The sequence below is a fragment of the Hyunsoonleella rubra genome (assembly GCF_042684665.1).
GTDB classification, from domain to species: Bacteria; Bacteroidota; Bacteroidia; order Flavobacteriales; family Flavobacteriaceae; genus Jejuia; species Jejuia rubra.
The window spans coordinates 80,928-99,445 of sequence record NZ_JBHULY010000016.1 but is presented as its reverse complement, the minus strand read 5'-3'; the positions used below and the strand labels follow the sequence as shown (position 1 = coordinate 99,445).

The window sequence follows — 18,518 nt, the reverse complement described above, 5'->3', positions numbered from 1 at the left end:
TTATGAAGTCAAAGGATAAATTTAGGGTAAATTGGATTGATGGTATGAAAATCAATAAAAATCATTTTATTGATTTTGAGGAGTTTGTGTTAGATGCCATTAAGCACTCAGAACAAAAGCAAATATCTCCAATAAACTATGGTTTGCTACCGGATTTCTCGGAACAGGGTAGCTCGATAGACCTGGTAGTTTCTATAGATGGACAGAGTACCATTACCATTATTTTAAATAAATGTAAGGCCATTACCTTGGGTGGGTTTCAAATTGATATTTCCGAACGTACCAAGCCTCTTTTGGAAGACGCCGGGTATATCTTAAAGCGGCAGTACAATATTGGAAATGAAGATGACGAAATATATTTAGTACTCGCCGTTAATCCATTTGTAAGAGTGCCAGTTGGCAATGCCGACCCGGATGAAGATCCACCAAGGCATCCATATGTATTGCCCGAATATAAATTGGATGTGCTAAATAAATCCGAGGTGACCTCTAATAATGAAATTGGATTGTATCATATTACCATTGGAAAATTGATTAGGAAGGATGGTGTGGTATCTCTTGTTGAAAATTTCATTCCTCCTTGTAAGTCCATCCAAAGCCACTCCGATCTTAAATTTACGTATTCAGAAATTGTTACTTTTTTCAATCTTATGGAGTCCTATGCCATGCATATCATCCAAAAGATTCATCAGAAGAAACAGGATAATGATTTGGCACATATGGTACTTTACATTTCCCAGCGTGTTTTGGAATATCTCAACAGGACCATTTCTGAATTCCGTTTAAAAGATAAGTTCGAGCCTCCAATTGTTATGCTTAACAAATTGTCCGGACTGGCAAGGGCAATTAAAAGCAGTATGGACGTTTATGTGGGTACGGGCAAGGAAGAACTGCTTAATTATCTCACAAATTGGTGCGATTTGAATCAAGGGGCATTTGAAAATGTGCTGGTTGAAATGTTGGAAATAAAGTATGAACATACCGATATCAATGCCTCGTTGATGATTGTCTCCGATTTTTCAAAACTGATGTTGTCCTTATTCAAGAAATTGAGTGAATTGGATTACATTGGTAAAAAATCAGATACCGGTATTTTTGTAAAAGAAGAAGTTGTGGATAATGTTGAGGTGAAAAGCCGAAGAAGCTTTTTATTGGATTGATCAAATGTATAGTTTAAGATAATATCATTTTAGAATATGAAACCTAAAAATAGTAAAGAAAGGAGAGCCTCGTTTTTAAAATTTTTGTTGCTCTTTGTGGTAACCGTAGTGGCTATATTGTTTGCCGTTTATTTCAACTTTAAAGTTCCGGTAAAAGAGAATGCCGTGCTTAAGGAGCAGGTTAGACTAGCGGAAAAAGAAATGAAATTTCAAAATGCCTTTGCGAATGATATGAAGGCAATAAAGAATATGATAGATTCTTTGAGTATTTCGGGACATGATAGCCCATATCATCATCGTAGAATTGCAGATAAATTGGCAGAACTCACCAAGACTATACCTACATCAGATTCGGTTTACCAGCATAGTATGTACACTACAATTATTGATACATATTTGGGTTTACAGGAAGCCAAAAAAAGACTAAGTAATTTGAAAGATGCGGAAAGTAAATTGGAAGAGTACAAAGAAGAACTTGAGAAATCTAGGAGGGATCTTAAGGAAACTGAAGATAAATTATTTCAAGCCCGGGTAATTTCGGGCCAATCCTAATAAACCATTTAAAAAAAAGAATTAAGCCCCGATAAATTTTTATCGGGGCTTTTTTGTCATTGTATAGACTAGAAAGTATAAAACTAACCCAGCCGTTTGTTTAAACTCAACAAAAGCCATAGTTCCCTCATTCATTTCAAGTGTTAAATAAGTGGCTATGGTTTCTAATATTTCTTATTTTTAGATTCGGGATAACAAAAGTCAATATTATGAAATGAGCCATTATCGGATTAGTTTGGTACCGAACATGAAAAATAGTGGCGAATTGCATCTGACAGCATTAAAACATTTAAAATTTAACAGATGAAAACACATTTTAGTATCTCGATCAACAATCCGTGCACAGAACGGTTCAGTCAGTTTAAACAAACCTCAACTGGCGGATTCTGTAACTCATGTCAAAAAGAAGTTATTGATTTTAGGCGAATGAGTGATGAGCAAATCTTGAATTATTTGGAACTAAAACAAGGTAACACTTGTGGGCATTTCAAATCTTCTCAAATAAATAGAGCTATGAAAACTTCAAATACTCCAAAATTTTTAAAAGTAGCAGCGATTGCTATTTTTTCACTATTTAGCTTGAATAGCATTCAGGCGCAGGACAAAAGCAATACAAAAACCGAACAGGTACAACGTGATTTGTTGAGCGGTGTCATTCAAGATGAATCTGGGCCATTAGCAGGTGCAAGTATTGTCCTTAAAGGCACCAAAATTGGAGTAACAGCTGATTTTGAAGGTAAATTCCAATTTCCAAAAGCCCTTAAAAAAGGTGATATTTTAGTGGTAAGTTATATTGGCTACGAACCTCAGAACATTGAAATCACGGAGCATCAAAAGTTTTTGAAAGTACAATTGACAGGTGATGATATTGATCTTTTGGGCGCAGTTCAAACCAATAAAATTTACAACTCTAAAGGGAAATAAGGTGTTATTTTGATGTGGTTAAAACTGTTTGTTCTGTTGTTGTGGCTGAGCTTTCAAAGCCATGCCCAAAGGTCGGATTTTGCCCATATCAATTTTAAAAAGGCGGATAGTATAGCAAAGGTTTATGGTGAGGCCTCTCTACGAAATATGCCATTGCTGGTGCATCAATTGACTAAGGATTTAGACACCCAAGTTGAACAATTTAGAGCGATTCATACTTGGGTGTGCCTAAACATTGAAAGCGACCATTATTTTAGCGAAGCTACCTTAAAAAAAGGAAGAGCCCTGCGCAATAAACCTGAGGCTTTAAAAAAGTGGAATGCGAAAACGCAGGCCAAAGTCTATAAGCGATTGCTTCGCTATAAAAAAACCATTTGTACCGGTTATGCCTATATTCTAAAGGGACTGACCGTTTTAGCCGAAATTGAATGCGAAATTGTGGATGGCTACGCGCGCACAACTGCCCACAATATTGGTACGGTAGATTTCCCAAACCACTCTTGGAACGTGCTAAAATTAGATGGCAAATGGTATTTTGCAGATGCGACCCAGGCTAGTGGCTATTACGATTTGGACGAAAGCAAATTTGTCAAAGATTACAACGACGGTTATTTTTTGGCCGATCCGGAACTGTTTGTAAAAAACCATTTCCCCATCAATAAAAAATGGTTGCTTTTAGGTGATGATGAACTTAGTTTAATAGATTTTGTAAAAGCACCACTTATCTATGGCGACACCTATAAATATGGAGTTATTCCTGAATCGCCAACCGATTTGGTCTCCTCAATAAATGTGGGGGAATCGGTGATTTTTCGATTTAAGCTTTTGGACCCATCATATTTAGAAAGAATTAGTTTGGTGCTTAGCAGTGGATTCAAATTCAAAAAGATAAAACCTACTAAATCCAACTATAAAAATGGTATGTTGGAACTTAAATATCAATTTGATAAAAAAGGGCAATACGATGTGCATGCTAAGGTGGATAAATCTATTGTAACGTCTTATACCGTTAAGGTAGAAAAGACCAAAAATAGAAATCGGAGAAGCTTCTAATTTGTTTTCAATTCCAATAACATTTCTTACATTTAGCGAGTAAAGAATTACTATGCTTAAAAAAGTTTTTGCCAGTGCTGTTTTTGGTGTTGAGGCTTCAACCGTAACTGTTGAGGTAAATACGGATAAGGGTGTTGGTTACCATTTGGTTGGACTTCCCGATAATGCCATTAAAGAGAGCAACTACCGAATTGCCGCCGCACTTCAGAACAACGGTTATAAAATCCCGGGAAAGAAAATAATCATTAACATGTCGCCTGCTGATTTACGTAAGGAGGGAAGTGCTTATGATTTAACCTTGGCCATTGGGATTTTGGCGTCTTCCAGTCAAATAAAAGCGGAAAATTTAGAGCAATATTTAATTATGGGTGAATTGTCTTTGGACGGCAGTTTGCAACCCATAAAAGGAGCATTGCCCATTGCGGTAAAGGCCAGGGAAGAGGGGTTTAAAGGTTTTATTTTGCCTATTCAGAATGCAAAGGAAGCGGCCATAGTAAATAATTTAGAAGTTTATGGTGTTGAGAACATTAAGCAAGTAATTGATTATTTTGACAATGGTGAGCCTTTAGAACAGACTATTATCGATACAAGAAAGGAGTTTGAAAAAAATCTGAATTACCCAGAGTTTGATTTTGCCGATGTAAAAGGTCAGGAAGGCATCAAACGTTGTATGGAAATTGCGGCCGCTGGCGGCCACAATATTATTTTAATTGGCCCTCCGGGTGCAGGGAAAACCATGTTGGCTAAGCGTTTACCGAGTATTTTGCCTCCCATGACCCTCCATGAAGCTTTGGAAACCACAAAAATCCATTCAGTTGTTGGTCGAGTAAAAGATACGGGGTTGATGTCGCAACGCCCATTTCGAAGTCCGCATCACACCATATCGAACGTGGCTCTAACTATTGTATAGGTCGTTAATTATTGCTATATTTATTTAAATTTCTTCAATAATGTTAGCAATTTATACAAGACTTAGCCGAGAAGATGATGATTCACATTCTATTGAAAATCAAATTAGAGAAGGTAAGGACTTTGCTAAATCAAGAGGTTTGTCATTCAAGATATTTGATGAAGGAGAAGGGGTGTCAGGTACACTTCAAATTGAAGATAGACCAGTTCTACTTGACCTAGTTACACAAGTTCAAGACGGTGTAATTTCAATGGTCTGGATGCGTAATCAAAACAGACTATCAAGAGATGAATATACCTATCATGGATTTATTGCCCAAATGATTAAGTATGATATTGAGGTTTATTTTGATAACAAGCTTTTGGATTTTAACGACCCTTCTCAAGCTTTGTTGGGTTCAGTTTTAAATAGCTTGAATACGTACCAAGCAAAACTGCAATCACATCAAACAAAAAAGGTTCTAAGGAAAAATGCATCTGAAGGTAAAGCACATGGAATACTTCCCTATGGATATTCGAGAGATACTGAAGGTAAATTGATAGTAGATGAAGAAGAAAGGAAAATTGTCGAAAGGATTTACGCTTTGTCATTATCTGGTGTCGGTTCACGGACAATTGCTCGTCAGCTAACCGAGGAGGGTATTCCTACTAGGTATAATAAATTAGGTAAGGGTACTATATCCACTAAGAATAAGTTCACAGGTAAGATTAAAACCAAAGATAAAACCGATGTTAAATGGTCGGGTAAAACTGTGATTGATATAATAAAGAATACGACAAATAAGGGTTATAGAACATTTGGCGGAACTCAATATGATACTCCCAGAATAGTTACCCCATCTTATTGGCAGAAAGTAAATGACAATTTAAAAAATAATCGAAATAATACAGGGAAGAAAGTTGAACATAAATACTTATTAAAGGGGCTTTTGCGTTGTGCAAAATGTGGTAGTAATTATTATGGCAGGGCAAAGACAAATGACCCAAAAGGATACATTGTTAGAATAAGTCAATCTGGTAAAAAAAGGATTGATTATAATGTCTATATGTGTTCATCTAAGAGATATTCATATACCAATTGTGGCAGTAAAAGTCTGCGTTTGAAAGATTTTGATTCGTTAATATGGGGGGTCTTCTTTAAGGAAGAAACTTTAATTAAGAAGATTAAAAATTATTTTGAAAACCTTGACATAGATAGTGAACAAGAAAAGGCAAATGAGAAGCTAAAGAAATTGAAATCTAAAATAGGTGATTTAAATAGACAAAAACAAAAAGCAATTGACTTAGCAATTAAGGATATTGTAAGTGAAGCTGACCTTAAAGCAACTATGAATAGTATTAATTCAAATTTGACTTCTTTCAAAGAGCAATTAGAAGCTATTACCACATATCTGGATAATATCCAAAGTTCATCAAAAACATTTGTTAAGAAGATTTATGATTTGGAAAACATAAAATATAAAATTGATTTTAAGGATAAAAGAGAGATTATTCATAAATACATAGATGATATAGTTATTTATACACATTTTGATGACCCAACAAATTCATTTGTTCAAATAGATGTCTATTACAAGGATAATCTTTTGTCACCTGATAAGTTCTTATTTAACCTGAAACAAGGTATAGCAGTAAATTTGTTTAATGAGAAGGTTATTAGTTTACATCACCCAATTGACGAAAGGTATTACCTAGAACTAATTCAGCCAATTATTAATGAAGTACAGAGGCTGAATAAAAATGTTCAAAAATGAATTTAGTGAACATTTTCAATGTTTATAGGTTGTATGAGACCAGTAGTGTAAATAAATATTCTTTTATAGAATAGAAACAATATAAATGAACATTTTAATATGATAGGAAGTGATTATATAGAATTTGACAGAGCTTTGAATACAGGCTTTAAATTGCTCAAATCTAAAAAGGAAAAGTCATTTGGTTTTTTAATCATTTGTGGGATTAATTTAGGTTTACGTGTCCAAGACCTACTTGGGTTAACTTTTGAGGAATTAAGAAGTGGTGAATTAGAAATTATTGAAGGTAAAACTAAAAAGAGGAGAACCCTTATAGTAAATGATAATATTAATAAAGCATTAAAGTCTTTTGATGAACTTGATATGGGCTTTTGTTTCAAATCGCAAAAGCAATCTGTGTTTTCAAAGCAACAGGTTAACAGATTAATGAAAAAGTACTTTAAGGGTAAGGTGAGTTCTCACTCATTAAGAAAAACATTTGGGAGGAGAGTATGGGAGAACGATAATGAAAGTGAACGAAGCTTGGTTTACCTTTCCGAAATCTTTAACCATAGTTCAATTCAAATGACCAGAATATATTTAGGGATTAGGCAAGAAGAACTTAATGAAGTCTATTTAAGTTTATAGATATGCATTCGTGCTATTAAATCACGAGCTATGCGAGTTGAAAAATTCCCGATTAGAATAGCGGTAGACCTTTCGCAGATAAGGTTAGGTCAATAGCTTAGTTTATTCCTGACATAAGGTGTGGTTATTTCTGAATTAATGTACAAGAAACCCTGATTAGCCAAAGGGGTGTCATCCGTATATACTACGTGAATAATAGGGTTAATTTTTATCTCTGAAAAACCATTATTTACTAGAATTTAATCCTTTTGATTGTTTTCATAATTTTTTTTAATTATGCAGAATGCTTAAGAATATTATTTCATATCATAATAATTTGTCAAATGAACTAAGGACTAATTTTCTTAGTGGATATTGCCATAAGAATTATTTAAGTAGCATCTTTACTAGTGAAGATTTTGAATACTTTTGGAATCACACTGAATGGCATGAGTTAGAGAAGAAATACATCAAAGAATCAATTGGTAGAAATAGCTTTGGATTACGATATAATAATATATCAGATTTAATTGAAAAGCACTATAAGGATTTTGATGGAAATCCAAGTATCTATTTTCCAGATGGCTTGAAGGTTGTTGAAGTGAAAATGCCTTATGCCAAATTAAATTTTAATAAATGGACTTCTACCATTAAACAAATCGGAATACAGTTTTACTGGCTTAATCCAACTATAAAAAGACATTTATTATATTATTATTTGCATCAAACTGTTCTGACTTATGTTACGTTTCCAAAGAATGAAGATTTCTTAGATTATAGACTGAGACATATTAAGGGTAGAATAGGAGAATCTATATCATATTATAGTTTGATAACGGATGAGATACATTCTAAAGTAAAGGCTATCACTGACCAAATTCTTGAGACTCCATTTGATAGAATCATCCCCAAAGAAAATAGAAAGGTACACTTCCTTAATAATCCAGATTATGACCTCTCTCCAAAGGAACTCAAGGAATATCAAAACGAAATTCAAGGAAAGGTTAAAGTTGATAAAACATCAGCCAAAATAAAAGAGTTAATTTTAAACTGGGACTTCATTAATCAAGGCATAATTACGAAGGATAAATTAGCGTCAATATTAAATATTAGTTGTTCAACTATAACAAGAAGATGGAAGCCCTATGTTGAGCTTAAGGAAGAACTTAACTCACAGTATTTGCAAAATGCAGCTTAAATTCTCAATTCTTTATAAGTTTATTCAAAAAAACTCTCTGGTTTAAAAAGCTCATTTTTTCGAGGTGGGACACCCAAAAAACCGTAAAAAATGACAGCTTTATATAAGACGGTGGGGTGCCTCCTTTTTTCAAATGATTAATTTCATAATTGAGTCCTTCAAAAAAAATAATTTTCAAAATTTTTTCGAACCTCACTTCTTTAGATTGGACTTGAATAGCTTAATTATCTCCAGTAACTAACCACATATTATCTCTTGTATATGTAAGTATTTTTCACTATTTATGTACAAGTTAAAATATTGTTAGCGTTAGCTATATTACTCTTATTCAGAAAATCGCCAATTTTTATGTACACAGAGAATATAGGAACAACGCTCACGCTATGGCGTGGGCTGTCCTATTTGTGTACAAGGTGTTTGGCGATACCTCTGGATAAAGTAGGCTACAGTTCCACGCTTATTTTTTATAAACACTTCACTTTGGGACTGAGTGTATTAAATCTATCAGTCTATGGCAACTAAAGCTTTAAAATTATTGATGTTCTTCCTGCTGTTTTTTTCTCTAACAGTTGGCTATTCCCAATCTGTTGTCCAAAAATATAATTCACTTTACAATAGGTATGAGTACTTCGATGGCTCAGGAAATATGATAGGATACAAAACTTATAATTCCCTAATGAAGCAGTGGGAGTTTTACAGTAGTGATGACAACACCAGAAAGACAGACTTCGGTAAATATGTGTCACCAATAAATCTAAATTTGGCAGCATCAACATTAAGAAATAGGCAAGCGAGATATGATGCAAATCGGGAAATGGTGATTAATTATTTGGTAGACTTAGGTATACAAATAGAAGACTTGTACGAATCTTCTAGAAAGGGGGAATATGTTGCAAAAAAGTTTTACACAAAAGTTACAAATACAGGAATGTTTGTAAATGTTGATTTTAGCAGTTCTGTTCTTACACAAAAAGCGATAACCCTAATAAAGAGGTTGTTCTATAAAACATTAGAGGAAGAATATTACTAAAAATTAAAAAAGAAAATTAGAAATAAAATGGTATCAGCATTGATAAAACTTAAGGTCAAATCAGAATCCAGCTGTAAATACATAAAGGAAACCTTCTTAAAAGCCTGCCAAAACCTCGATGCATCCATATTCGAGCCACTGATTGATGAAGACCAATACTTTGAGGAATTAGATAAATACCGCTTCCTCCATTCCATGAAAGAGCAGTTTGATTACCTAAAAGAAAATGGTTTGGAGAGAGTACATATTGTTATAGGAACTTGTAAAATGTGCTATACTGGAGAAAGGGTTTATGAGTTCTATAAAGAACCCAATAAAGGTAAACCTGCATTCGCCTATAACATCCAAGAGGAAAATGGACACATAAAGGATATATTCAGGTGTAATTATAGTGATGGTTACCAAAGAGATTCAAGAAACAATATGGGTTCTGGAATTAGATTTATTAATGATTAATTCAGCATAAACTCTCAGTTAATCCATTAACTAAAATTTAATGATGATTTGAAAAGGGGCATTTTATACCTGTTCTTGTTTCTCCTGCCATTTATTATCGTAGTTATAGTAAATGAATCTGTCAGACCGACTATTAAGGACAATGGGTTTGAGTTGAGGGGTGTAAAAGCCATTAATACTGATGAAACTTTAAAGAGTAGATGCACATGGTTCTGTTATAAAGAAACCACCAATCATTGCAAAGTAAATCATACCACATTCCTTAAGCCTTATTTTAATTACATCGACCCAATATATTACGGTATAATCAAGTCAATGCACTCTGGGGGTTATTATCAGCTTATGAACATTATTTTCCTAGTAGTGCTGATACCAATATTAATATTTGTCTTATTGGTTCTTAACATAGAAATGCGGTGTAGAATTAAAGCTTTAAAAAAGAACCTATAATGGATGCAGTGAATGAAATCTTTGTGTATCTGACCGATTTTGTCATCAACTTATCAAACCTATTAGGTATATCCTACTATGAAGTGAATGCCATCATTTTTTGCCTAATATACCCACTTGCACTGTCAATTTGTCTGGTGATTTTTATTAGAAATTGGGTTGTTCTCAAGAAGTGTCATTAAAGGGATTCTGTAATAGTATATACTTTAGGGCGGAATTAGGGTTCAAAATAGGCTTGAGAATGGGGTTTAGGGGTAGGCTTTGTTTCCGACACACACTTAAAATTCACAATATAATGATAGCACAATTTTCTATTAAAAGAGCTTTCTTAGACCTTCTTTTTATTAAAAGCCAAATACACAAACTTTTTGGAAATGATGTGAAGTATAAGAGCTTAGTCTCTTTGATGATGTCCAAGGATTTTCTGGAATCCGATGAACCATTACCGACCATGAAATCCATGGGACAAATACTAGGATTGACATCTCACAAGTTGAGAAAACTTATTCATAATTTGTATGAAGAAATGTTTGGAAATGAATTGAATCATGCTCTGAAATTTAACAAGCTGGAAATCTATTTCGACCTGCATTACTTTGAAGGTCAATATGGTTATTTCAGATGCAGTGATTTAGCATTTATCCCTAGAGTTGGAGAAAATATGACTATCCCATTTTTAAAAGCCAAAGTCGGAACAGATTATTTCTATGTGGATAGCATTAGGCACTCGCTTGAAAATGATGACCAGAGAATCGATATTAGATTAAATTCTGGTTTTTATAACAAGTACTTCCATTATGAAAAACACAGAGCTTATGAGCATAGAAAGATTAGCTTAAGTGATATATACCGTAAGCATGATTTGAATTTAAAAGACAAAATGGATTTAAGATAAACTTGTGAAGACTGGTTCTAAATAATATTAAATAGAACTTAATAAATTGTATGATTAAACTTATTACTTTATTTTTGACTATTACTATTTCAGATTTCCGAAAACCTCTCTCTAAGGCTCTTTAATATAATGATTATATGATGACTTTAGTCATCTAATGAGAGTAATTTGGGCTGAGCAAATTTTTAACCCATACATACATCTTATTACTCTGCGTGGTCAATAACGCTATCAAATAATAAATAATTTTCTAAAAATGATATTTTGATATATCGAAAACAGTCTAATAAATCTTAACTCAAGTATATGAAGTTCACATTTTATATTTCAATAGTATTCCTTTTGGTGTCATGTGTAAATCCAATAGAAAAATCTAATGAAAAAGTTAAATCCTCCATTTATAAATTAGGTACTGAAATTAAACAAAACTATTCCCAATATGAAAAGGGTATTCAAAGTTCAGGATATCTTACCTTATTAAGCTTAGATAGGCTAGAAAAAGACAAGAACCAGATTGAATCAAAAAATATTCTACGAAAAGCTGAAAATATATTTAAGAAATTTACAGAGAAAAATCAATCTTTAGTGACCGAGTTGAAAAGTCAATTGGATTCTTTACAACCCACAAAGAGTTTTAATGAAAAGGAGATAGAGGAAGTTAAGAGTATTTTTAAGGAATCTATTGATGTTACTAAATCTAATTTTAAAATTGACTCTACAACAATCTCAATTAGTAAAAAAATTATCAACTTGATTGATGGAGATTGCAATTATGTAATTCAAGAAAACCAAGTAAGATTTTATACTGAAGACTGTATTCGGAGATATAATTTTTTAAATACACAGCTTGAATCAGCAATAGTCTTTGCAAATTTTGAAATTTCAAAAAGAAAACTAAATAAATTAAATAATAATTAATAGAAATTATGAGTAATAGAACAGGATATATAATGGGGATATGCTGTGCCCTAGTTTATAATATTTTTATTTATGGAATTGATTCAAACTATATATTAGATTTTTTTGCCTCATTCCTTGGCTCTTTATTAATTCCTGTGATAATTTCGGGATTGATTAGTCTATTTGTAAAAAAGAGTTTTGGTAAAATATTTGGAATCACTTGTTTAATTGTATTTGCACTTGGTGCAATAGGTTCTAATTATTAATGAAAATGATTTCTCACAAAGCCATATCAGTTCGAATGCGCATTTTTTCTATTTTAGTCTTATTTGTCAATATATGCAATGCCCAAATTGCAAGACAGGATATTAAGTCATTTTTAGATTCGGCACTCCATCAAACAGGTTATACTATTGAGAAATTTGAACAATTATTGACTCCAAATAATTATGACCATAATTTATTATTAAATAAGGCGGTTCGGTTTAAAATGTTCATGGATGGACAAGAGTATTCTTCAAAACTTTTTTCAGCAAATTGCAATACCAATTCAACTCAAATCGGTATTACAAACCTAAAGGTTAAAAATAAATTTGATAAAGGATGGCAAAATGCCAATTATCTATTTAATGTTGCTGCCAAGAAAGATGCTTCTTTTCTGAATAAATATTCTCAAATTTTAAATACACAATCAAAAAATATAAAGTCGTTGTTCAATTATTCTGATTCTAATTGTTCTTCGATGCTTTACGAATTGCAACTCAGAGAGGAAGGCATTTTTCTAGATAAGGAAAATGGCAGAAATATCCTTTCTTTCAATTATTTGCTTAGACCAGAAAAGGAATTGCTTGATGGGCATTTTCAAGAGTTTTCCACACTAAATACTTTACCATATGAAGATTTCTTTCTAAAAATTAATATTCCTTCAAGTTGGAATTATAAAGAAAAAGAAGAATTTTCCAAACCTTCAACTATTGGTTTTTTTCAACCTTATGAAAAATTTCTTAATGGGGCAATAGTCATTTCTGTTATACCAACTAATTTATTTAGTAAGGAACAAATGAAGTCGGAAAATTTTTCGGATAATGATATTGTAGAATTTGTTTTTAATGATGACGAAACCTTGACAAATTTACTTAGGTATTTTGATTCTAATATAGCTTCTGGAGGCATAAAGTGTTCAATATATTCAACTGGTAGCGAAAAAAAGATTTTTTATAGCTCACAATATGATTTAGGAGAAATTACTGGGAATAATATTTTAAGTGGTCAAAAGGTGAAATTTTTCGGAGTACTTATAATAAAAAATGGAAAGGTTTTTAATGTCATTGGTAGCGGAATGAACAATAATTTCGACTCCTATGATTATTATTCTAAATTATTTTTTAAGGTGTTTACTTCAATAAAATTTAAAGAAGTTAAAAGAAATGTTTTGTATCTAACAGAAAAGCATAATATGAAATATTTACACTTATATTTTGGTGACAACCAATATGAATTCTTGGTAGACACAGGTGCTTCAAATATTGTTATTAATAAAACAATCCTTTCTGAGTTAATGGCAAAAGGTATAATTACAAAAAGTAATTATTTAGGTGAATCTAAGGTGGAAATTGCCAATGGGAGTATAATTGTTTGTCAAAATTGGCTAATTCCGAAGATTAGAATTGGTAATACTTCTATCGTAAATGTGAAAGTAGGCGTTACTGAATCAGAAAACAGCATGCCTCTTTTCGGAATGGATGGATTGAACAAATTAAATGTGTTTCAATTGAATTTGAACGAAAATGAAATAATTCTTAGGAGTGAATGAAGTTATTGCTTAAGGAAAATAAGTACCGTTTTATTAATTAAAATATTAGCTAATAAATATGGCGGAATGCATAAACTGCGGAGGCTTTACTAAATTTCAAGGAGGTCTTTGTTATACATGTTACAAAAAAGAAAATAAAGATTCAACTCCAGATGTTGAAGTAGCAGAAGTAGAACCTGAAACAATTGAAGATACTCAAGAAAATGGATTGACTGACCAACAACGCAACTACCGTTATAATATGATAAAAGGCAGGATTGCCGAAACCTTGATACAAGAGCTATTTCTGTCTTTAGGTTATAATGTTTTTCATTATGGAATGGAGAAAACCATCCCTGGGATTATTGAACTACTAAAGGGTGTGAAAACCGAGGTTGCTAATGAAATTAGACGTATGCCTGATTTTGTCGTTCAAAACCCAAAAACTAATGAAGTATTCTTCATTGAAGTAAAATTTAGAAAGAGCGGTGAATATCTTCCCAAAGATTTACCAAAAGATTATCCATACAGCAATGCCTTTATTATCTTAGTCAGCAAAAAACACATCAAATGTATTTCGGTTAGGGAACTTGAGGAGGGTAAAGAAATAACACCTACATCAAGAAACTATTTAGGAAGTCGAAAAGAATTTGAGTTGGATAAAAATGTAATTATTGATTTCTGCAATTTTGCAGTACAATTTTTTGAAGGAGTAGAATAATAAATGACAAACAACAAACTAACACTAGACACACTTGAATCTTGGTTATGGGATTCAGCTAACATATTAAGAGGGAGTATTGATTCCTCAGATTTTAAAAACTACATATTTGGACTCTTATTTCTAAAGCGGTCTAACGATGTATTTGAGGAAGAGGTTGAAAACATAATGGGACGAGATAATGTCTCTAGAGAAGACGCTGAAGATGAAACCTACTTCTATTTACCAGAAGAATCTCGATGGGAAAACATAAAGAAGCATACTGAGAACATTGGTATAGCCTTAGATAAAGCCTTTGCAGCCATAGAGCGAGAAAACACCAGTTTAGAAGGTGTTATGACTGCTACAAAGTTCGGAGATAAAGAGAAGCTTTCTGACGAGCTTTTACAGCGTTTATTAAGACATTTTAACCAACATTCCTTACGCAATGACCATCTTGAATCTAACGACCTCTTGGGGGATGCCTATGAATATCTTATTAAAATGTTTGCCGATGATGCTGGTAAAAAAGGAGGCGAGTTTTACACCCCTAGTGGTGTGGTTAAGTTGATAGTCCAATTAATAAAACCACAACCAAAGCAAAAGGTTTACGACCCTACTTGTGGCTCAAGTGGCATGCTCATTGAATCTGCCAAATATATTGCACAGCAACCTAATGGTAAAGTAGGCAACAATATAAACGTCTCTTTATTTGGGCAAGAAAAGAATCTAGGCACTTGGGCTATTGGCAAGCTTAATATGCTCCTTCATAACTTCATGGATGCCGATATTAGAAAAGGCGATACACTTGTAAATCCACAACATAAAAATGATAATAATGAGTTAACCCTTTTTGATAGAGTCATTGCCAACCCACCGTTTTCTATGGATGGGTGGTGGACACCAGCAGAGAACTCTATTGAGGTTAAACTAGATAAGAACGGTAAGGAGAAGAAAGTATCTCCAAACTATAACAAGGTAGTGAGCGACCCCTATGGACGTTTTCAGTATGGGATACCACCAAGAGGCTATGCTGATTTAGCCTTCTTGCAGCACATGATAGCCGTATTAAAGCAAGATGGTAAGGCTGGTGTAGTATTGCCACATGGTACATTGTTTAGAAGTGGTACAGAAGGTAAAATAAGAAAAGCGTTGCTAGAAGCTGATTTGGTTGAGGGTATCGTGGGCTTACCAAGTGCTTTGTTTTATAACACAGGCATACCTGCTTCTGTCTGGATTATCAATAAAAACAAAACCGAAGCACAAAAAGGAAAGGTTATTATTATTGATGCTAGTAGTGATTATAAAGATGGCAAAAACCAAAATGAATTATTAGAAGAACATGTTGCCAAAATTGTAAAGGCTTATGATGGAGCAACAGATGTAGATAAATACATGCGAGTAGTTGATGTTGCTGAAATAAAAGAGAACGATTACAACCTAAATATTTCTCGATTTATAGACACTAGCGAACCAGAGCCAGAAGTGGATATTAAGCTAGTACACCAAAAGTTAGCTGCATTAGAAGAAAAAGAAGCCGAGATTGATGAAAAATTGGCTGGATTTTTAAAGGAGTTGGGGATATGATGGAAGGTTTTCAGAAAACACCCATTGGTGATATACCATGTGATTGGAAGGTTTCAGATTTATCGGAGTTTACAGATGAAGTAACTGATTATGTTGCCGCTGGAAGTTTTGCTGCCTTACGAGAGAATGTAAATGTTTTTAGTGAACCAAATCATGCTATTTACGTAAGATTAACTGATTTAAGAAAGGGCTTAGGTCATTCAGAACAAAAATACGTAGATAAAGAAAGTTATGATTTCCTGTCAAAATCAAATCTTTATGGTAGGGAAATATTATTTGCAAATATAGGAGCAAATGTTGGAGAAGTATGGATGATGCCAGAGATTGAAAAAGAGGCTACAGTAGCACCAAACATGATAGTAATTCGAGCAAATAATGAAAGTGTTGTTCCAGAATACTTGCATGCATATTTATGCTCTTCAATCGGTTTAAGGCAAATAGATAAAATTATTGCTGGTAGTGGACATCCAAAGATTAACAAAACTGAATTGAGACGATTATCAGCTATTCTTCCTCCACCCCAAGAACAACAAAAAATAGCAGAGATATTAAGCACAGTAGATGCTAAAATTGAGGTGATAGACCAACAAATAAGTGAAACCCAAGAACTCAAAAAAGGCTTGATGCAACGCTTGTTAACCAAAGGTATTGGGCATACCGAGTTTAAAGATTCTTCTTTGGGTAAGATTCCTAAGAGTTGGGAGGTATCCAATCTAGCCAATCATTCTGCATTTATAACAAAGGGCTCCACACCAACCACTTACGGATTTGACTGGGTAGAGTCGGGTATTCAATTTTTACGGAGTGAATGTGTAAGTTCTACTGGTTTTAATTTGAAAGGGGCTATGTTTATCTCTGAGGAAGCGAATAATGCAATGGAGCGTTCTAAGATTATAGGGGGAGATATTTTAATGACAATTACAGGGAATGTTGGTAGAGTCTGTATTTATCCATATGAATATAAATTAGGTAATATCAATCAGCATATTGCTCGAATAAGAATTGAGGATTTATCATTATCGAGTCAATTTATTTTTCAATATTTAAGTCAGTCCACAATAATCCATGAATATTTAAAGATTACAACAGGACAAGCTTACCCTCAGTTAAGCTTAAAACAAGTAAGAGAGACTAAAATACCTTTGCCACCTATTGAAGAGCAACAAAAAATAGCAGAGATATTAAGTTCAGTAGATGAAAAACTAGAGGTATTAGAAGGTAAGAAGGCTTACTACCAAGAGTTAAAACAAGGCTTAATGCAACAGTTGTTAACTGGTAAGGTTCGGGTTAAAACAGGTGTAGCTGTATGAGTGTAACAACCCAAGATTTAAACAGGTTTGTTGAAAACTGCAAGCCAGAATTTGCTGCTATTAAAGAAGAGTTAAATGCGTTTAACATCTTTAATGTATTGGGTGTACAATACAGAGAAATTCGCCATAGCAATTTTTTAGGTTGGTTGTTTGACCCTAACGATTCACACGGTCTAAACGATACTATTTTAAAAACATTATTACAACATCTTAATAAATTAGATGCTTTAAGAGGTTCTGATTTAGGTAGTTTTTTGCTTAAAGATGTATCAACTACGCAAGTTTATAGAGAAAGTGTACATAATATAGATATTTTAATTGTTAATGAGCAATTAGGATTTGTTATTACTATAGAGAATAAAATTTATGCTGAGTTTTCAGAACATCAGTTAGCAAAATATTATGATTATATAGAACAAAATTATAATCACTTAAATACAAGAGTGTATTTAACATTAACGCCTCTTGAAAATAACAGTCATTTAGGCTTTGATTTGGGTGAGATGTACACTAATATTAACTATACAGCTATTGTAACTATTCTTGAAGAAAATCAGGAATTAATAGATGCAGCAAAACCAACAGTAAAAGAAAGTATTAGCCAATATATATCTATGGTACAAAAAGACATAACAAAGACCAGTAAAGAAGTTGCCTTAGCTAAGGAGATTTACAAGAACTATAAAAAGGAAATTGACTTTATTATAAGTAACCAAGAGGATTTTTCTGTTTACAAAAGGGATATCCTTAATTATATAAATGGAGGTAGTTTCGAAGGGTTTATAATTAGTCATAATTCAGACAGCAGGAATGTCATTTTTCTATTGCCAGACAATGAAGATTTATTAGAGTTTTTTCGTTATCCAGAAGCGGAATCTCGTGGTGGTGATTATATTTTTAGTTTGGTCATTAATTTTGAAAAAGATGCCGTATGGATGAAGTTTGGTTTCGGAAATATTATTGAATCTGAACACAAAGAAGCTTTGCAAGGAAAAAAGGATAAGCTATTCAATACAATGAAAGGCTTTGAGTGTTTTAAAAATAGAACATTATCGATAGACTTTCATAATGACCACTCTAAAATGGAATATGCAGGAATTTGCGGTGTGCCATTATTTAATGATGATGTGTATTATGCTGAAAACAAATCGGTTTTAGAAGTGTTTAAATTAAAATTTGAAGAAATAAACAGCGAGCTTATTCAACCATGGGTAGAAGAGTGTCTGGAAAAATTAAGCTAAT

General features: G+C 33.0%; 17 protein-coding genes and 1 pseudogene. All 18 read left to right on the top strand.

What is annotated here, in order from left to right; genetic code table 11:
• Positions 1-2: 2 nt before the first annotated feature.
• Positions 3-1,160: a hypothetical protein gene (locus ACFSR8_RS08705; protein ID WP_380291087.1), complete on the top strand. Its 1,158-nt coding sequence runs from the start codon at positions 3-5 to the stop codon at positions 1,158-1,160.
• A 36-nt stretch (positions 1,161-1,196) separates the two neighbouring features.
• Positions 1,197-1,712, top strand: a complete 516-nt coding sequence (gene tssO, locus ACFSR8_RS08700) for a type VI secretion system TssO (protein WP_380291085.1) — start codon at positions 1,197-1,199, stop codon at positions 1,710-1,712.
• Between the two features lie 303 nt (positions 1,713-2,015).
• The gene (locus ACFSR8_RS08695; RefSeq protein ID WP_380291083.1) at positions 2,016-2,636 is read left to right on the top strand and encodes a carboxypeptidase-like regulatory domain-containing protein; all 621 of its coding nucleotides are present in this window, start codon (positions 2,016-2,018) and stop codon (positions 2,634-2,636) included.
• Between the two features lie 9 nt (positions 2,637-2,645).
• A complete protein-coding gene (locus ACFSR8_RS08690) occupies positions 2,646-3,689 on the top strand; it encodes a transglutaminase domain-containing protein (RefSeq protein ID WP_380291081.1) in 1,044 nt (347 codons plus the stop codon).
• A 52-nt stretch (positions 3,690-3,741) separates the two neighbouring features.
• A pseudogene (locus tag ACFSR8_RS08685) lies at positions 3,742-4,587 on the top strand (YifB family Mg chelatase-like AAA ATPase); the annotation flags it as partial.
• Between the two features lie 52 nt (positions 4,588-4,639).
• On the top strand, positions 4,640-6,352 hold the full coding sequence (locus tag ACFSR8_RS08680; RefSeq protein ID WP_380291079.1) for a recombinase family protein: 1,713 nt from the start codon (positions 4,640-4,642) through the stop codon (positions 6,350-6,352).
• A 99-nt stretch (positions 6,353-6,451) separates the two neighbouring features.
• Positions 6,452-6,979 carry a tyrosine-type recombinase/integrase gene (locus ACFSR8_RS08675; protein WP_380291077.1) on the top strand — a complete coding sequence of 176 codons (528 nt, stop codon included), beginning with the start codon at positions 6,452-6,454 and terminating at the stop codon, positions 6,977-6,979.
• Positions 6,980-7,262: 283 nt separating this feature from the next.
• Positions 7,263-8,156: a hypothetical protein gene (locus ACFSR8_RS08670; RefSeq protein WP_380291075.1), complete on the top strand. Its 894-nt coding sequence runs from the start codon at positions 7,263-7,265 to the stop codon at positions 8,154-8,156.
• 511 nt (positions 8,157-8,667) lie between these two features.
• Positions 8,668-9,186 carry a hypothetical protein gene (locus ACFSR8_RS08665; RefSeq protein ID WP_380291073.1) on the top strand — a complete coding sequence of 173 codons (519 nt, stop codon included), beginning with the start codon at positions 8,668-8,670 and terminating at the stop codon, positions 9,184-9,186.
• Positions 9,187-9,213: 27 nt separating this feature from the next.
• Positions 9,214-9,642, top strand: a complete 429-nt coding sequence (locus ACFSR8_RS08660; protein ID WP_380291071.1) for a hypothetical protein — start codon at positions 9,214-9,216, stop codon at positions 9,640-9,642.
• Positions 9,643-10,471: 829 nt separating this feature from the next.
• Complete coding sequence (locus tag ACFSR8_RS08655) at positions 10,472-10,987, top strand: hypothetical protein (protein ID WP_380291069.1); 516 nt, start codon at positions 10,472-10,474, stop codon at positions 10,985-10,987.
• Positions 10,988-11,293: 306 nt separating this feature from the next.
• Positions 11,294-11,905 carry a hypothetical protein gene (locus ACFSR8_RS08650; RefSeq protein WP_380291067.1) on the top strand — a complete coding sequence of 204 codons (612 nt, stop codon included), beginning with the start codon at positions 11,294-11,296 and terminating at the stop codon, positions 11,903-11,905.
• 8 nt (positions 11,906-11,913) lie between these two features.
• Positions 11,914-12,153, top strand: coding sequence for a hypothetical protein (locus tag ACFSR8_RS08645; protein ID WP_380291065.1), 240 nt, complete (start codon positions 11,914-11,916; stop codon positions 12,151-12,153).
• Positions 12,154-12,158: 5 nt separating this feature from the next.
• Positions 12,159-13,700, top strand: coding sequence for a retropepsin-like aspartic protease (locus ACFSR8_RS08640; protein WP_380291063.1), 1,542 nt, complete (start codon positions 12,159-12,161; stop codon positions 13,698-13,700).
• Between the two features lie 58 nt (positions 13,701-13,758).
• Positions 13,759-14,400: a hypothetical protein gene (locus ACFSR8_RS08635; protein WP_380291061.1), complete on the top strand. Its 642-nt coding sequence runs from the start codon at positions 13,759-13,761 to the stop codon at positions 14,398-14,400.
• Positions 14,401-14,403: 3 nt separating this feature from the next.
• A complete protein-coding gene (locus ACFSR8_RS08630; protein ID WP_380291059.1) occupies positions 14,404-15,966 on the top strand; it encodes a type I restriction-modification system subunit M in 1,563 nt (520 codons plus the stop codon).
• Complete coding sequence (locus ACFSR8_RS08625) at positions 15,963-17,276, top strand: restriction endonuclease subunit S (protein WP_380291057.1); 1,314 nt, start codon at positions 15,963-15,965, stop codon at positions 17,274-17,276. Before ACFSR8_RS08630 ends, ACFSR8_RS08625 begins: the two co-directional genes overlap by 4 nt.
• Positions 17,273-18,517, top strand: a complete 1,245-nt coding sequence (locus ACFSR8_RS08620; protein WP_380291055.1) for a PDDEXK-like family protein — start codon at positions 17,273-17,275, stop codon at positions 18,515-18,517. The genes ACFSR8_RS08625 and ACFSR8_RS08620 overlap by 4 nt, the downstream gene beginning before the upstream one ends.
• The last annotated feature ends 1 nt before the right edge of the window (position 18,518 follow it).

Coding starts and splice junctions, on each gene's coding strand:
- ACFSR8_RS08705 (WP_380291087.1), top strand. CDS start 3: ATGAAGTCAAAGGATAAATTTAGGGTAAATTGGATTGATGGTATGAAA.
- tssO (WP_380291085.1), top strand. CDS start 1,197: ATGAAACCTAAAAATAGTAAAGAAAGGAGAGCCTCGTTTTTAAAATTT.
- ACFSR8_RS08695 (WP_380291083.1), top strand. CDS start 2,016: ATGAAAACACATTTTAGTATCTCGATCAACAATCCGTGCACAGAACGG.
- ACFSR8_RS08680 (WP_380291079.1), top strand. CDS start 4,640: ATGTTAGCAATTTATACAAGACTTAGCCGAGAAGATGATGATTCACAT.
- ACFSR8_RS08675 (WP_380291077.1), top strand. CDS start 6,452: ATGATAGGAAGTGATTATATAGAATTTGACAGAGCTTTGAATACAGGC.
- ACFSR8_RS08670 (WP_380291075.1), top strand. CDS start 7,263: ATGCTTAAGAATATTATTTCATATCATAATAATTTGTCAAATGAACTA.
- ACFSR8_RS08665 (WP_380291073.1), top strand. CDS start 8,668: ATGGCAACTAAAGCTTTAAAATTATTGATGTTCTTCCTGCTGTTTTTT.
- ACFSR8_RS08660 (WP_380291071.1), top strand. CDS start 9,214: ATGGTATCAGCATTGATAAAACTTAAGGTCAAATCAGAATCCAGCTGT.
- ACFSR8_RS08650 (WP_380291067.1), top strand. CDS start 11,294: ATGAAGTTCACATTTTATATTTCAATAGTATTCCTTTTGGTGTCATGT.
- ACFSR8_RS08645 (WP_380291065.1), top strand. CDS start 11,914: ATGAGTAATAGAACAGGATATATAATGGGGATATGCTGTGCCCTAGTT.
- ACFSR8_RS08640 (WP_380291063.1), top strand. CDS start 12,159: ATGATTTCTCACAAAGCCATATCAGTTCGAATGCGCATTTTTTCTATT.
- ACFSR8_RS08635 (WP_380291061.1), top strand. CDS start 13,759: ATGGCGGAATGCATAAACTGCGGAGGCTTTACTAAATTTCAAGGAGGT.
- ACFSR8_RS08630 (WP_380291059.1), top strand. CDS start 14,404: ATGACAAACAACAAACTAACACTAGACACACTTGAATCTTGGTTATGG.
- ACFSR8_RS08625 (WP_380291057.1), top strand. CDS start 15,963: ATGATGGAAGGTTTTCAGAAAACACCCATTGGTGATATACCATGTGAT.
- ACFSR8_RS08620 (WP_380291055.1), top strand. CDS start 17,273: ATGAGTGTAACAACCCAAGATTTAAACAGGTTTGTTGAAAACTGCAAG.